Below are 15,125 nucleotides of genomic sequence, written 5' to 3'. Positions count from 1 at the left end.
CGGTCAGCCGCGCAGGCTCCACTGCTGGTTGGTGCCGCCGTGGCAGGTCCACAGCTGCAGCTTCGTGCCGTTGGCCGTGCCGGAGGCGGCGGCGTCCAGGCACAGCCCGGACTGCACGCCGGTGATGGCGCCGTTGGCGGCGACGTTCCACTGCTGGTTGGACTGCCCGTTGCAGTCCCAGATGACCACCGTGGTGCCGTTGGCCGTGCCCTGGCCGTTGGCGTCCAGGCACTTGTTGCCGTACACCTGCAGCTGCCGGTTGGCGGTGTAGGTGAAGCGCTGGTTGGTGCCGCCGTGGCAGTCCCACAGCTGCACCTGGGTGCCGTTGGCCGTGCTGCTGCCGGGCACGTCGACGCAGCGGCCGGAGCCGGTGCCGACGATCGTCACGTTCGACTGCGACGGCGGCTGGCTGCTCGGCGGGCTGCTCGGCGGCTGCGAGCTGGGCGGGGTGCCACCGGCGAACGAGGAGATGAACTGCCACGCCTCGCCCTTCGTCCACGTCCGGTTGCCGTCCTCGCAGCCGGAGCAGCCGTCGACCGGTCCGGGGCCGTGGCCGCCGTCGAACGCGGCCCACCGCACCGGGTACCCGGCCCGGCAGGAGTACGTGGTCGTGATGTGCCGGCCGCTGCCGGCCGTCGGCTCCGGGGCGTTCTGCGCGGCGCAGCCGTTGTTGCGCAGGAACGTGTCGCGCAACGAGCGGCCGGAGGAGATGGGCAGGACGTTGTCGGAGATGCCGTGGATGCCGAAGTACCCGATCGGCTGGGTGCCCGGGCTGCAGCCGGACAGCTGGGCGCCGGAGTACACCACGACCGCCCGGAAGACGCTGGCCCGGCCGCACGCGATGGCGTAGCTCATCCCGCCGCCGTAGCTGAAGCCCATGGCGAACAGCTGGGTCGTGTCGACGCACAGGTCGTTCTCGATCATCCGGACCATGTCGTCGGTGAACGTGAGGTCCTGGTTGCCGGAGTTGGCCCAGCCGTTGCCGATGCCCTGCGGCGCGACCAGGATCGCGCTGTTGTTGGACTGCTGCTGCATGCCGTAGTACGCCCACGACGCGCCGCTGGTGCCGCCGGAGGCGACGTCGTTCATCGTGCCGCCGCGCCAGTGGTAGCCGAAGATCAGTCGGTAGGCGCGGGTGTTGCTGTACCCGTCGGGGATGCGCAGGATGAAGCTGCGGCTCTGGCCGGAGCTCTGGATGGTGTAGGTGCCGCTGCGCAGTGTCGGGGTCTTGCCGCAGCCGGCCGTCGTGGCCGCCGACGCGGACGGGATGGTCATCGTCGTGAAGGCGACGACGCCGGCGGCCACGACCGCCACGGCGCCGAGCGCCGCGAGCCAGCGGGGCACGAGGCGTCGTCTCTGGTGAGCTCTCACAGCTGTGTCTCCTTTGATTGGCGGCAAAGGCACTGCCTGCGCTCGAGCGGCCGGGCAGGGCACGGCGGGGGTGGCGCCGACATACACCCGGATCGAACTCCGGCGAAACATAAGTCGTATGATGTGTACTGTCAAGAGATGCCGGAATGTCGATGAAAGTGTGATTTGGCGCCGGCTCGCGAGTCGCGGCGGCGACCGTCGGCGGCGGGACGGCCCGAGATGCGGCAGCGACCACCGGCGACCCGGCGGCCGGGGCACGGTCACGGCGTCAGCGACAGGAGGACCGGGCACGGTCACGGCGCCAGTGACAGGACGGCCGGGCACCGTGACGGCGCCAGCAACAGGACGGCCGGGGCGACGCAGGCGCCAGCAAACGGGCCGGCCGGGGCGATGGCGGCGTCAGCGACGGACGGCGGGCGCGGTGGCGGCGTCAGCGACTCGGCGGCCGGGGCACGGCGGCGGCCCGGTCCCGCGCGCCGGCCGCCGCCGGCGCCCGGTCCGGCTCCGGCGCGGGCGGGTGCCGGTCCCCCGCGGCCCACCCGGGCGCCTGCGGGACCACCGGGCAGGCATCCGCGGCGAGCTCACGCCAGAGCTCGCACCAGCCCTCGCACCAGACCCCGCACCAGGTCTCACACCGGACGTCGGGCCTGACCACCGGCCCGCCCTCCGGCCCGACCAATGGCCACTCCTCCGACCGTGACCCGGGCCGGGCATCCGGCCGGGCATCCGGCCGGGCATCCGGCCGGGCATCCGGCCGGGCATCCGGCCGGGCATCCGGCCGGGCATCGGGTCGGGCATCAGGCGGGGTTCCGGGCGGAGTTCTGGGCGGGGTTCCGGGCGGGGTTTCGGGTGGGGTTTCGGGTGGGGTTTCGGCTGGACCGACCGTGACCGCCCCGCCGGTGGTGCCGAGCGCGGCCAGCAGCATCCGGCGGCTGAACGGAGAGTGGGACATGGAACCCCCGGATGACGATCCCGGAACGGGATGCGAGAACAGACATCTGACGTCATGCCCGATATTTCCGCATCGGTCAATGCGTCGCATCCGCCGTACAAGGGATGCGTGGTCGATACATCACCGCCTGCCACCGAAGACATCAGACGACCACGATCGGCACCGCGTGGAACTTTCACGATCACGCACGTCGTCAGGAGGCGACGATGAGACGCCCGGCATGATCGGTGAGCGCCACGTAGGCGTCGTCGGCGACGCCCTCGTCGGTGATCACGACGTCGGCATCGTCCAGCGCCGCGACGGTCGCGATCCCGGTGACCCCCCACCGCGTGTGCCCGGCCAGCACGACGAGCCGCCGGGCGGACGCGACCAGCCGCCGTTCGACACCCGCCGCGGCGAGGCTGCCGGCGGTGAAGCCGGCCCGGACGGTCACCCCGTGCGCGTCGAGGAACACCGCGTCGACGTTGAGCCCGCCCGCGGCCGCCTCGGCGACCGGCCCGACCAGCGCACCGGACGCCTCGCGGACCCCGCCGAGCAGCACGACGGTGTGCCGGGTCCCGTGCAGGATCCCGGCGACCCGCAGCGAGTTGGTGACCACCGTCGTCGCCGGCCGGTCGGCGAGCGCCTCGGCCACCCCGGCGGCGAGCGCCCCGTTCGACAGCGCGATCGCCGCCCCGGGCTCGACCAGCGCCACGGCCTGCCGGGCGATCGCGGCGACGGCGGACGCACCGGCGGCCGGAGCGGCCGGCACGCCCCCGGCGGGCAGGGTCGCCCCGCCGTGCACCTTCTCGACGAGGCCCTGCCCGGCGAGGTCCTCGAGGTCGCGGCGCACGGTCATGTCCGACACGCCCAGCCGCCGCATCAGGTCACGCAGGCGCACCCCGCCGTCGCGCCGGACGAGGTCGAGGATGATCTCCTGTCGTTGCCGGGCAAGCATCGCCGCTCAACCCGCCACGGGCACCCGGGCCCCGCTCTCGAAGGAGCGGATGACGGCGTCCGCGACCTGCAGCGCCCGCCGGCCGGCGGCGATCGGCACCGGCGGCTCGCGCCCCTGCCGCAGCGCGGCCAGCAGGTCGTCGACGTGCCGGTCGAAGGTGGCGTGGAAGCCGCGGTCGGTGTCGTTGAAGTAGCCGGCCTGCCACACCTCGGCCGTCTCGTCGCCGGCGCGTTGGAAGGTGTACCGGCGCACGGTGTCCTGGATGAGGATCCGCCCGGCGGTGCCGTTGAGCTCGACCCGGTGGGTGTCGGCGTACGCGTAGGAGGAGTCGTAGCTGCCGACCAGGCTGCCCACCGCCCCGCCGGCGAAGCGCAGCGCGACGACCAGCGTCGAGTAGGCGGCACCGGCCGGGGACGCGGCCTGGGTCATGACCGACTCGACCGGCCCGCACAGGTGCTCCAGCATGTCCAGGCCGTGGCACTGGGTCTCGATCAGGTTGGCGTGCGGGTGGTGGCTGGTGCCGGCCTCCCCGCCGAAGCGCCACGTGGCGAACGTCAGCCGGCCCAGGTCGCCGCCGGCGACGGCGGCCGCGGCCAGCCGGACCGGTTTCGCGTAGCGGTGGTTGAAGTTGATCCCGACGAACCCGCCGGTGGCGGTCGCCTCCCGGACCAGCACGTCGGCCTCGGCGAGGGAGAACACGAGCGGCTTCTCCAGCAGCAGCGGCACGCCGGTGCGGATGAGCCGCAGCGTGGGCTCGAAGTGCGCCTCGTTCGGCAGGCACACCGACACCAGGTCCGGGCGGTGCCGCTCGAGCATCTCGTCGAGGTCCACGTGCGGCGTCGCGCCGTAGGCGGCGGCCCGGGCCGCGGTGCGGGCCGGGTCGCGCCCGACGACGGCGACCAGGGTGGTGTCCGGCCGGCCGGCGAACAGCTCGGCGTGCTGGCGGCCCCACCAGTCGCCGGTGCCGACGACCGCGACCCGCAGCGGCGGCCCGTCCACCACGGCGGGCGGCACGACGCCGGGCGCGTACCCGGCCGCGCGGTTCACGACCGCCGCCTTCGGGCGGACCGTGCCGACAGCCGCAGCTGGACGAGGACCACGACGACGAGGAACGTGCCGCTGACCACCTGCTGGTAGTACGCGGTGAGGGTGCCGACCTGGTTGATCAGGTTCTGGATCACCTTGAGCAGCAGGACCCCGGCGAGGGTGCCGCTGAGCGACCCCGCTCCTCCGGACAGCAGCGTGCCACCGATGACGACCGCGGCGATCGCCTCCAGCTCCCGTCCCTCGCCGATCGTCGGCAGGCCCGACTGGGTCTGCGCGGCGACGAGGACCCCGGCCACGCCGGTGAGCACGGCGCTGAGCACGTAGACGAGGACCCGGACGCGGGCGACCGGCAGCCCCATCAGCTCCGCGGCCTCCTGGTTGTCGCCGACGGCGAAGGTCGCCTGACCGAACCGGGTCAGGTTGAGCAGCACGAGCCCGCCCGCGAAGACCGCGAGGGCCAGCCAGACCGGCGCGCCCAGGCCGAGCCAGCGGGCCTGGCCGAGCCGGGTCAGGGTCAGGCCGGCGGGGATGATGTACACACGGTTGCCCTCGTCGGCGACGGCGAAGGCGAGCCCCCTGGCGAACAGCAGCGTCGCGAGCGTGACGATGAACGGCGCGATCCGCGCCCGCCCGATGAGCAGGCCGTTGACGACCCCGAACGCGGCGCAGACGGCAAGCGGCAGCGCGACCGCGCTCAGCGTGCCCCAGCGGGCGCCGTAGGCGGTGAGCACGCCGCTGAGGGCCAGCAGCGAGCCGACGGACAGGTCGATGCCGCCGCTGAGGATCACGAACGTCATCCCGGTGGCGATGAGCAGCAGGTAGGAGCTGTCCAGGGCGATGTTGCCGAGGTTGCGCCCGCCGGCGAAGCTGCCGCCGAAGACGGCCGCGCCGGCGAGCACGACCAGGCCGAGCACGAGCGGGGCACCGGCCCGGTCGACCCGCCAGCGCGGCACCGCCACCCGCAGTCCGAGAGCGGTCATGACGTCACCTCCGCTGCGCTCCGGCGCCGCCCTGACCGTCGAACTGCGCCCACGATGACCAGCTCCTCGCTCCGCTGCGGGCCGGTCATGCCGCCACCTCCGCTGCGCTCCGGCGCCGCCCTGACCGTCGAACTGCGCCCACGATGACCAGCTCCTCGCTCCGCTGCGGGCCGGTCATGTGCGGCTCCGTCCACGTTGGACGTACACGGCGGCGATGATGATGCCCGCCTGGATCATGCGGGCCGTGGAGTCGGGCAGGTTCTGCTGGATGACGGTGGCGGTGATGAGTTGCATGAGCAGTGCTCCCATGAGGGTGCCCAGGATCCGGACCCGGCCCCCGGACAGCGGGGTGCCGCCGACGACGACGGCGGTGATCGCGCTGAGCTCGATGAGCAGCCCGACGAACGACGGGTCGGCGGCGCCCTGCCGGGCCGTGGACAGCACCCCGGCCGCCGCGGCGAGCAGGCCGCTGAGCACGTAGACGGTGACCAGGGTGCGGCGCACCGGCAGGCCGGCGAGCGTCGCGGCGGGCCGGTTGCCGCCGATCGCGAGGATCCGCCGGCCGGCGGCGGCGTACCGCACGGCGGCCGCGGCGGCCGCGGTGACGGCGAGGAACAGCAGCACGCTGATCGGCACGCCGAGCAGCGACGCGTTGCCGAGGCCGGCGAGGGTCGGGTCGAACAGCTCGGTGAGCCGGCCGTCGGCGAGGACCAGGGCGAGGCCTCGACCGGCGACGAGCAGCCCGAGGGTGGCGATGATCGGCTGCATCCCGGCGAACGCGACGAGCGAGCCGTTGACCGCGCCGAGGGCGGCGCCGGCCAGCAGCGCGACCGCGATCGCGGGCCAGGCGCCGTAGCCGATGTACAGCGGCAGCAGCGCCGCGCTGACCGCCATCGCCGAGCCGACCGACAGGTCGATGCCGCCCGTGGCGACGACCAGCGCCATCCCGACCGCGACGATGGCCACCGGGGCCACCTGCACCAGCTGCAGCCGCAGGTTCGCGACGGTGGCGAAGTTCGGGGTGAACGCCAGGTTGAACGCCAGGATCACGGCGATCGCCAGGTACACGCCGCCGACCTGCAGCAGGCCGAGGACGTCGGGCGGGCGGCGGGCGGCGCTGAGCTGGGCCGCGGTCACGGGGCCTCCTCGGCGTGGGCGATGACGCGCATGACGGTCTCCTCGGTGATCCGGTCGCCGTGCAGGGTGCCGACGACCGCGCCGTCTCGCAGCACGAGGACCCGGTCGGCGCCCTCGACGACCTCCTCCAGGTCGGAGGAGATGAGCACGACGCCGAGCCCCTGCCCGGCGAGGTCGTCGATGAGGGCCTGGATCTCGGCCTTGGCGCCGACGTCGATGCCGCGGGTCGGCTCGTCGAGGATGAGCACCTTCGGGTGCAGGCACAGCATCCGGGCGAGCAGCACCTTCTGCTGGTTGCCGCCGGACAGCTCGCGGACCTTCTGCGCGGGGCTGGAGATCTTGATCCGGAGCCGTTCGACGAAGGTGTCGACGAGCCTGGCCCGGCGCCGCTCGGACACGAACCCGGCGACGGTGAGCCGGGGCAGCGCGGCGAGGACGATGTTGTCGCGGACCGACAGCTCCGGGATGACGCCCTCGGCCTTGCGGTCCTCGGGGACCATCGCGAGCCCGCTGCGGATCGCGGCCGCCGGGTCCCAGCGGCGCCTGGTGACGCCGCCGACGGTCACGGTGCCGGCGTCCACCGGCGCGGCGCCGAAGACGGCCTTGACCGTCTCCGTGCGGCCGGAGCCGAGCAGCCCGGCGAGGCCGAGGACCTCGCCGGCGTGCACGTCGAGGCTCACGTCCCGCAGCCGGGGCGCCCGGGTGAGGCCCTCGGCGCGCAGCACCGCCGGGCCGGCCGCGGTGCGGTGCTCGTCGGTGAAGGTGGTGACCCCGTGCCGGCGCACCACGTCGACGTCCCGGCCGAGCATGGTGGCGACCAGCGCGAGCCGGTCGGTCGCCGCGACGTCGCCGGTGTGCGCGAGGCGGCCGTCGCGCAGCACGGTGACCCGCTCGCAGGCGCGGAACACCTCGTCGAGCTTGTGCGTGACGTACAGGACGGCGACCTGCCGGCGGCGCAGCACGTCCACGACGCCGAGCAGCAGGTCGACCTCGCGCGGCTCGAGCGACGACGTCGGCTCGTCCATGATGACGACCCTGGCGTCGGTGGCCAGGGCGCGGGCGACGGCGACCATCTGCTGCACGCCGAGGCCCAGCTCGCCGAGGCGGCTGCGCACGTCGACGGTGATGCCGTAGCGGCCGAGGATGTCGCCGGCCTCGCGGTGCATCCGGCGCCGGTCGATGAGCCCGAACCGGTTGACCGGCTCCCGGCCGAGGAACAGGTTGCCGGCGACGCTGCGCTGCGGGACCAGGTTCACCTCCTGGTAGATGGTGCTGATCCCGGCCGCCTGCGCCTCGCGGGGGCCGGTGAAGGCGACCGCGGCGCCGCGGTAGTGCACGGTGCCGCCGTCGGGCCGGTGCACGCCCGTGATGAGCTTGATGAGGGTGGACTTGCCGGCGCCGTTCTCACCGACGAGGGCGTGCACCTCGCCGGGGTGCAGGCTGAGGGAGACGCCGTCGAGGGCCTGGACGCCCGCGAAGTGCTTGCGCACCTCGCGGACCTCCAACGTGGCTGTCTGGGTGGTCATCGTCCGGGCTCAGTACGCGTTGACGAGCTCGGCCTGGGCGTTGTCCTTGGTGTACGCCTTGTCGGAGATGATGGTCTTCTCCGCGACGCCCTTACCGCTGTAGAAGTCCTCCAGCGCCTGGAAGGCGAGCGGGCCGAAGCGCGGGTTGGACTCGATGACTCCGGCGATCCAGCCGTCCAGGATGCCCTGCACCGCGCCCTTGGTGCCGTCGATGGTGACGATCTTGACGTCGCCGGGCTTCTTACCGGCGCCCTTGAGCGCGGCGACCGCGCCGAGGGCCATCTCGTCGTTCTCGGCGTAGATGGCGGTGATCCCGGGGTTGGCCGAGATCAGCTGCTCGGTGACCTTCTGGCCCTTCTCGCGGGTGAAGTCGCCGGTCTGCTCCGCGACGATCTTCAGCTTCGAGCCCTTGGCGGTGAGCTGGTCCTTGAAGCCCTTGGTCCGGTCGACGGTGACGTTGACCCCGGACGCGCCGAGCAGGATGGCCACCTGGCCCTGGTCGCCGGTGGCGGCGATGAGCGCGTCGGCGGCGCGCTGCCCCTGCACGACGAAGTCGGAGCCGATCCAGCCGAGGTAGTCCTTGCAGGCGGTCTTCGTGGTCAGCAGCCGGTCGATCGTCATGACCGGCACCTTGGCGTCCTGGGCGGCCTTGAGCGCGGGATCGAGCCCTTCGGAGTTCAGCGGGGAGATGATCAGCGCCTTGGCGCCCTGCGCGATCATGCCCTGGATGTCGGCGATCTCCTTGTTGAGGTCGGACTGCGCGTTGGTGGTGATGAGCTTGATGCCCCGCTTGGCCGCCTCGTCCTTGATGGACTGGGTCTCGGTGATCCGGAACGGGTTGGCCTCCTTCTCGGACTGCGCGAAGCCGACGGTGATGCTCTTGAGGTCGAGCTTCGGCACGCCGCCGTTGTAGCGCTCCGGGGTGCAGCCGGTGGCGCCCGAGGTCGCCTGGACCTGCTGGGCGGCGGAGCCGGTGGCGGCGGGTGCGGCGGTGTCACCGGCGGTCTTGGTGCAGGCGGTGCCGACCAGGGCGACCAGCGCCAGGACGGCGCCGAGGCGGGGGCCACGGGAGAATCTGCTGGACTGCGGCATCTGGCTTTCCCTTCACGCGGGCATGGCGGATCAGCGCCGGGCGCGGCCGCCCGCGGGCATGCGGGAGCACTCGTGCACGGTGCCGAGAAGTCAAAGAGTTTGATTGGAACTTGCCAGATGGTAGTCAGGTGGTGCCAACTGTTGTCAAGAGTTGGAATTTGTTGACGTTTTCTGGTCGGTACTGGGCCGACCGGTGACCGGAGGTCAGGCGATCCGGACGTCCACGCCCTCGGCCCGCAGGCGGCGCAGCGTATCCGGGTCCGCGGCGTCATCGGTGACCAGGACGTCGATGCGGTCGCTGGGCACCGTCTGGCACATCGTGTCGTGGCCGATCTTGGTGTGGTCGGCGAGCACGACCACCTGCCGGCCGGCGGCCATCAGCGCCTGGTCGGTGGCGGCGGCGAACACGTTGGGCGTGGTCAGGCCGCGCTCGGCGGTGACGCCCTCGCCGGACAGGAACACCTGGGCGCCGCGCAGCCCCTGCAGCGCCTGCTCGGTGATCGGGCCGACCACGGCGCCGATCGAGCGGCGCAGGGCACCGCCGACGAGCACGACGTCGATCTGTGGCAGGTCGATGAGCGCCTGCGTGACGGCCACGGAGTTGGTGACGACGGTGAGCTGCTCGATCCCGGCCAGCCGGCGGGCGAGCGCGGTGGTGGTGCGCCCGGGGCCCAGCAGCACCGCGGTGCCCGGCACGATCAGCGACGCGGCGTGCGCGGCGATCGCCTCCCGGTGGTGCGGGACGGGGTCGGCGGGCCGCTCCGCCGGCGTCGGACGGGCCGCGCCGTGCCGGTCGGCCGCGGGCCGCGGCGCACCGGTGGCGTCCCCGGGGCCCGGCGCCGCGACGCCGGCGGCGTCCTGGCCGCGCCGGACCGGCCCGACACCGCCGCGGGTCGCCGTCAGCAGCCCCTCCTCGACCAGGGAGCGCAGGTCGCGGCGGACGGTCGACTCGGAGATGTCCAGCGCGTCGGCCAGCTCACGGAACGACACGTACCCGCGGTCGTGCACCTGCTCCAGCAGCAGCCGCCGCCGCTCGGCGATCAGCACCCGCGACACCTCCCCTTACACCGTTGCTCGGCAAAATATGTCAGATTGTTTCACCCGCGTCGAGCAGGGCGAGGAAGCGAGCGTACGCGTCGTCGTGCCGGGCCCCGCCGGCCGGCTCGAACCGGCGCGGTGGCAGCGAGCGGGCCACCACCGCCCTCAGGTCCCGCAGCGTGCCGAGCCGCCCGTCGGCGCGCGCCTGCACCAGCAGATTGCCCACCGCGGTCGCCTCGACCGGCCCGGCGAGCACCGGGCGGCCGGTCAGGTCGGCGGTGAGCTGGCACAGCAGCGGGTTGGCCGCGCCGCCGCCGACGACGTGCACGGTGTCCACCCGCCGGCCGGCGAGTGCCTCCGCCCGCTCCAGCGTCCACCGGTGCTTGCACGCGAGGCTGTCCAGCACGCACCGTACGACGGCGCCGCGCCCCTGCGGCGTGGGCTGGCCGCTCGCCCGGCACGCGGCGGCCAGCCGCGCCGGCATGTCCCGGGGCGCGACGAACGCCGGGTCGTCCGGGTCGACCAGCGATCGGAACCCGGGCGCCGCCGCGGCCTCGTCGACCAGGTCGGCGTACGGCGGGTCGCCCCACGCCGCCCGGCAGCGCTGCAGCAGCCACAGCCCGGTGCCGTTGCGCAGGAACCGGATCGTGCCGTCGACGCCGGCCTCGTTGGAGAACCCGGCGAGCCGCGCCTCGTCGGTGAGCACCGGCGCGTCGATCTCCAGCCCGACGAGCGACCAGGTCCCCGACGAGATGTACCCGAACCCGTCGCCGGTGGCCGGCACGGCGGCGACCGCGGCCGCGGTGTCGTGCCCGGCGACCGTCCACAACGGGACCGACGGGTGCGCCAGCAGCGGACCGACCTTCGTCCCGGCCGGCACGACACCCCCGGCGAAGAGCCGGCGCGGGATGCCGAGCCGGTCGATGACCCCGGTCGCCCAGGTCCGCGACGTGACGTCGAGCAGCTGGCTGGTGCTGGCGATGGTCTGCTCGGTCGCGAGGTCGCCGGTCAGCCAGTACCCGAACAGGTCCGGCAGCATCGCCAGTCGCTCGGCGACGTCCAGCTGCGGCGAACCCTCCATCGCCACCAGCTGGCTCGCGGTGTTGATCGGCAGCGGCGGGGTGCCGGTCGTGCGGTACAGCGCCTGCGCGCCGACCCGGGCCGCGACCACGGCGGTGCTGCGCGTGGTGCGCCGGTCCCGGTAGTGCCACGGGTTGCCGATGAGGTGACCGGCCCGGTCGAGCAGGCCGAAGTCGTTGCCCCACGCGTCGATGCCGACCCCCGCCACGGGCTCCGATCCCCCGGCGACGGCCGCCGCGATCCCGTCGGACAGGTCCGCGAACAGCGCGAGCGCGTCCCAGTGCAGCCCTTCGGGCAGCGCCACCGGCCGGTTGACGAACCGGTGCACCTCGGTGACCGTCAGCAGGTCGTCACGCAACGCACCGCGCAGCACACGGCCGCTCTCGGCACCGAGGTCGACGGCCAGGTAGTCGGGCACCGCCCGAGCTTAGCCCCGGCAGCGGGCACCACCCCGGGCGATGCCGCGCGCGTGACGGTCGCGGCGTCCCGGCCCGGCCGTGACGGCCGGGCCGGGACACGGGGTCAGCCGCGCAGGGTGGCGATGGCCTTCTCGATGCGCCGCCGGCGGGTCTCCGCCTGCTTCGCGGTCTCGATGGCGCGCACGTGCTCGCGCTTGCGGCTGTGCGACAGGCCGTCATACGCGGCGCGGGCGACCGGGTCGGCGTCGAGGGCCTCGGCGAAGTCGTCGGGCTCGACCACCACCCTGGGCTCGGCGTCCAGCTCGACCTCGACCTCGACCTCGTCGCCGGCCGTGACCCCGGCGGCCTGCCGGTTGGCGTGGCTGAGCCCGAGCAGGTGACGACCGCGCATGATGGCGACCCGGCTCTTCCAGGTGTGCCCGTTGAGCGTGATCGTCACCGGCGGCCGGGCGCCCCCGCCGAGCGCCTCCACCACCTCCGGCGGCACCTCCAGCCCGCGCATGGGCTCCACCGGCTCGACGAGGGTGCGGAACTTCACGGCGCGCTCCTTGCAGGTCGGCGGCGGTCACTCACCATACGTCGCGACCTTCCACAGGTAGCCGTCCGGGTCGCTGAAGTACCCGAAGTAGCCACCCCACTGCGAGGCGGCCGCCTCCTTGACCACGCTACCGCCGGCCGCGACCGCGTTGCGGATGGTTTCGTTCACCTCGTCCCTGGACTGCGGGTTCAGGTGGAACGAGGTGCCCCGGAAGCCGGACCCCTCCGAGGGGACGCCGGCGTCCTGCGCCGCGGCCTCCCACTCGTAGAGCGCCAGCTGCGGGGACCCGTCGCCCAGGTTGAACGAGACGTAGTTGCGGGTGTCCTTGTCGATCTTGAAACCGAGGCCTTCGGCGTAGAACTGCTTGGCCCGGTCCAGATCCTCGACGCCGAGCATGATGGCGCTCATCGGCAGTGACATGGTGCTCTCCTCGTGCTTGCGATGCGGTGCTTGCAATGCGGTGCGGTGCGGTGCCATCCGGTGCTTGCGACGCGCCGGCCGGGCGGCTCCGTCGCGGTGCGGGCCGCCGTCACACCGGACGTACCGGTCACTAGGTATGACCGGCCTCGCCCCCGAAACGTGACAGCGCCGGGCGGCCACCGCGGAGGGCCGGCGTTAAGAAACCGTCAAGGAGCCGGGCGGGGGCGTATGGATTTCGTCAACGCACCTGGGCAGGGCGGGGCTGACGATCGCGGTGTTCGCGGTCCTCGGCCTGGCGGTGCGGGCGGTGGAGCGGCTGTGAACGCCGAGAACCTCGTCGGTCTCGTCCTCGCCGTCGCGCTGACCGCGTTCCTGGTGACGGCCCTGCTCTTCCCGGAGAAGTTCTGATGAGCACCACAACGGCGGGCGTCGGGTTCGTCGCCTCGCTGATCCTCGCCCTGGTGCTGGTGTACCGGCCCTTCGGCGACTACATGTACCGGGCCGTGACGCCGGACCGGCACACCCGCGCCGAGCGGCTGCTGTACCGCGCGGTCGGGGTGAACCCCGACGGTGAGCAGTCCTGGGGTGTCTACGCCCGTAGCGTCCTGGCGTTCTCCGCGATCTCGATCCTGGCCCTGTACCTGTTCCAGCGGGTCCAGAACCACCTGTGGCTGTCGCTCGGCTTCGACCCGGTAAAGCCCGACCAGGCTTGGAACACCGCGGTCAGCTTCGTGACGAACACCAACTGGCAGTCCTACTCTGGTGAGTCGACCATGGGCCACCTGGTGCAGATGGCCGGGCTGGCGGTGCAGAACTTCGCCTCCGCCGCCGTCGGCATCGCCGTCGCGGTCGCGCTGGTACGAGGGTTCGCCCGCGCCAAGACCGACCAGCTCGGCAACTTCTGGGTCGACCTCGTCAGGATCTGTGTCCGGATCCTGCTGCCGATCGCCGTGATCGGAGCGACGATCTTCATCGCCGGCGGCATGGTGCAGAACCTCAGCGGCGGCACCGATGTGACCACCCTGGCCGGCGCCACCCAGAGCATCACCGGCGGCCCGGTCGCATCGCAGGAGGTCATCAAGGAGCTGGGCACCAACGGCGGCGGGTTCTACAACGCCAACAGCTCCCACCCGTTCGAGAACCCGACCGGCTGGACCAACTGGATCGAGCTGTTCCTGATCCTGTGCATCCCGTTCAGCCTGCCCCGGGTCTTCGGCCGGATGGTCGGAGACCGCCGGCAGGGCCTGGCGATCGCGGGCATCATGGCGATCCTCGCGATCGGCAGCATCATCGCGATCAACGCGTTCCAGCTGTCGCACGGCGGGACGGTCCCGACCGCCGTCGGCGCGGCCACTGAGGGTACTGAGACCAGGTTCGGCGTGTCGCAGTCCGCGACGTTCGCCTCGATCACCACCCTCACCTCGACCGGTGCCGTCAACTCCTTCCACGACTCCTACACGTCGCTGGGTGGCATGGTCACCATGCTGAACATGATGCTCGGCGAGGTGGCGCCCGGCGGTGTCGGTTCCGGGCTGTACGGCATGCTCATCCTCGCCGTCATCACCGTCTTCGTGGCCGGGCTGATGGTCGGACGGACCCCCGAATACCTGGGCAAGAAGATCGGCGCCAGGGAGATCAAGTTCGCGTCGCTGTACCTGCTCACGACGCCCGCGCTGGTGCTGGTCGGCACCGCGGTCGCGATGGGTTCGGAAACTGCCCGCGCGTCGATGGCCAACCCGGGCGCGCACGGCCTGTCCGAGGTGCTGTACGCGTTCACGTCGGCGTCGAACAACAACGGCTCCGCGTTCGCCGGCATCGGCGTCAACACCACGTTCTACAACACCGCCCTCGGATTGTGCATGCTCCTTGGCCGGCTCCTGCCGATCATCCTGGTCCTCGGCCTCGCCGGGTCCCTCGCCCGGCAGACACCGGTCCCGGAGTCGTCCGGCACGCTGCGCACCTACCAACCCCTGTTCATCGGCATGGTCATCGCGGTCACGGTCATCGTCGTCCTGCTCACCTACCTGCCGGCCCTCGCGCTCGGCCCGCTCGCGGAAGGCATCTGATGGCCACCCTGACCGTCGAACAACCCAAGGACTCACGGCGCCGGGTCGCCGGCGGCCTGCTCGACCCCCGGCAGCTGTGGAAGTCCACGCCGGATGCCCTGCGCAAGCTCAACCCCGCCACCCTGTGGCGCAACCCGGTCATGTTCATCGTCGAGATCGGCTCGGTCTTCACCACCGTCGTGGCGGTGCTGCACCCCAGCGTGTTCGCGTGGCTGATCACCGCGTGGCTGTGGCTGACCGTCGTGTTCGCCAACCTGGCCGAGGCCGTCGCCGAGGGCCGCGGCAAGGCCCAGGCCGAGACGCTGCGCCGCGCCAAGACCGACACCATGGCCCGGCGCCTCGTCGGGACGGACCGGGTCGAGGAGCAGGTGCCGGCCACCGCCCTGCAGCTCGGCGACATCGTCGTGGTCGAGGCCGGTCAGATCATCCCCGGCGACGGTGACGTCATCGAGGGCATCGCCTCGGTCGACGAGTCCGCGATCACCGGCGAGTCCGCACCCGTGATCCGCGAGTCCGGCGGCG

The 15,125-nt window shown here is 72.8% G+C and carries 14 protein-coding genes; 3 read left to right on the top strand and 11 right to left on the bottom strand.

What is annotated here, in order from left to right; translation table 11 throughout:
* Positions 1-3 precede the first annotated feature (3 nt).
* The 11 genes from OP18_RS47835 to OP18_RS47780 all read right to left on the bottom strand — a co-directional run bounded on the left by OP18_RS47835 (position 4) and on the right by OP18_RS47780 (position 12,537).
* Positions 4-1,371, bottom strand: a complete 1,368-nt coding sequence (locus OP18_RS47835; protein WP_389254609.1) for a ricin-type beta-trefoil lectin domain protein — start codon at positions 1,369-1,371, stop codon at positions 4-6.
* 1,145 nt (positions 1,372-2,516) lie between these two features.
* Positions 2,517-3,260 (bottom strand): DeoR/GlpR family DNA-binding transcription regulator, encoded by a 744-nt coding sequence (locus OP18_RS47825; protein ID WP_033367022.1) that lies wholly within the window; start codon positions 3,258-3,260, stop codon positions 2,517-2,519.
* Between the two features lie 6 nt (positions 3,261-3,266).
* Entirely contained in the window at positions 3,267-4,307 is a 1,041-nt protein-coding gene (locus tag OP18_RS47820; RefSeq protein WP_211273902.1) for a Gfo/Idh/MocA family protein, read from the bottom strand.
* Positions 4,304-5,287 carry an ABC transporter permease gene (locus tag OP18_RS47815; protein WP_052388454.1) on the bottom strand — a complete coding sequence of 328 codons (984 nt, stop codon included), beginning with the start codon at positions 5,285-5,287 and terminating at the stop codon, positions 4,304-4,306. Before OP18_RS47815 ends, OP18_RS47820 begins: the two co-directional genes overlap by 4 nt.
* Before the next feature lie 174 nt (positions 5,288-5,461).
* Positions 5,462-6,424, bottom strand: coding sequence for an ABC transporter permease (locus tag OP18_RS47810; RefSeq protein ID WP_033367021.1), 963 nt, complete (start codon positions 6,422-6,424; stop codon positions 5,462-5,464).
* A complete protein-coding gene (locus OP18_RS47805) occupies positions 6,421-7,950 on the bottom strand; it encodes a sugar ABC transporter ATP-binding protein (protein ID WP_033367020.1) in 1,530 nt (509 codons plus the stop codon). The genes OP18_RS47810 and OP18_RS47805 overlap by 4 nt, the downstream gene beginning before the upstream one ends.
* A 9-nt stretch (positions 7,951-7,959) precedes the next feature.
* Positions 7,960-9,042, bottom strand: a complete 1,083-nt coding sequence (locus tag OP18_RS47800; RefSeq protein WP_033367019.1) for an ABC transporter substrate-binding protein — start codon at positions 9,040-9,042, stop codon at positions 7,960-7,962.
* Positions 9,043-9,246: 204 nt separating this feature from the next.
* Positions 9,247-10,089, bottom strand: coding sequence for a DeoR/GlpR family DNA-binding transcription regulator (locus OP18_RS47795; protein ID WP_052388453.1), 843 nt, complete (start codon positions 10,087-10,089; stop codon positions 9,247-9,249).
* 40 nt (positions 10,090-10,129) lie between these two features.
* The gene (locus OP18_RS47790; protein ID WP_033367017.1) at positions 10,130-11,578 is read right to left on the bottom strand and encodes a rhamnulokinase; all 1,449 of its coding nucleotides are present in this window, start codon (positions 11,576-11,578) and stop codon (positions 10,130-10,132) included.
* A gap of 104 nt (positions 11,579-11,682) precedes the next feature.
* A complete protein-coding gene (locus tag OP18_RS47785; RefSeq protein WP_033367016.1) occupies positions 11,683-12,117 on the bottom strand; it encodes a YdeI/OmpD-associated family protein in 435 nt (144 codons plus the stop codon).
* 27 nt (positions 12,118-12,144) lie between these two features.
* A complete protein-coding gene (locus OP18_RS47780) occupies positions 12,145-12,537 on the bottom strand; it encodes a VOC family protein (protein ID WP_033367015.1) in 393 nt (130 codons plus the stop codon).
* A gap of 318 nt (positions 12,538-12,855) precedes the next feature.
* Here OP18_RS47780 and kdpF point away from each other — a divergent pair, with 318 nt between their 5' ends.
* The 3 genes from kdpF to OP18_RS47770 form a co-directional block, all read left to right on the top strand.
* Complete coding sequence (kdpF, locus tag OP18_RS59365; RefSeq protein WP_063745785.1) at positions 12,856-12,945, top strand: K(+)-transporting ATPase subunit F; 90 nt, start codon at positions 12,856-12,858, stop codon at positions 12,943-12,945.
* Entirely contained in the window at positions 12,945-14,603 is a 1,659-nt protein-coding gene (gene kdpA, locus OP18_RS47775; RefSeq protein WP_033367014.1) for a potassium-transporting ATPase subunit KdpA, read from the top strand. Before kdpF ends, kdpA begins: the two co-directional genes overlap by 1 nt.
* The coding region (locus OP18_RS47770) for a P-type ATPase actuator domain-containing protein (protein WP_033367013.1) at positions 14,603-15,125 on the top strand (523 nt) is incomplete at its 3' end. The genes kdpA and OP18_RS47770, both read left to right, overlap by 1 nt.

It is taken from the genome of Dactylosporangium aurantiacum (assembly GCF_000716715.1).
GTDB classification, from domain to species: domain Bacteria; phylum Actinomycetota; class Actinomycetes; order Mycobacteriales; family Micromonosporaceae; genus Dactylosporangium; species Dactylosporangium aurantiacum.
The sequence above is the reverse complement of the archived record's forward strand: the minus strand, read 5'-3'. Positions and strand labels throughout refer to the sequence as shown.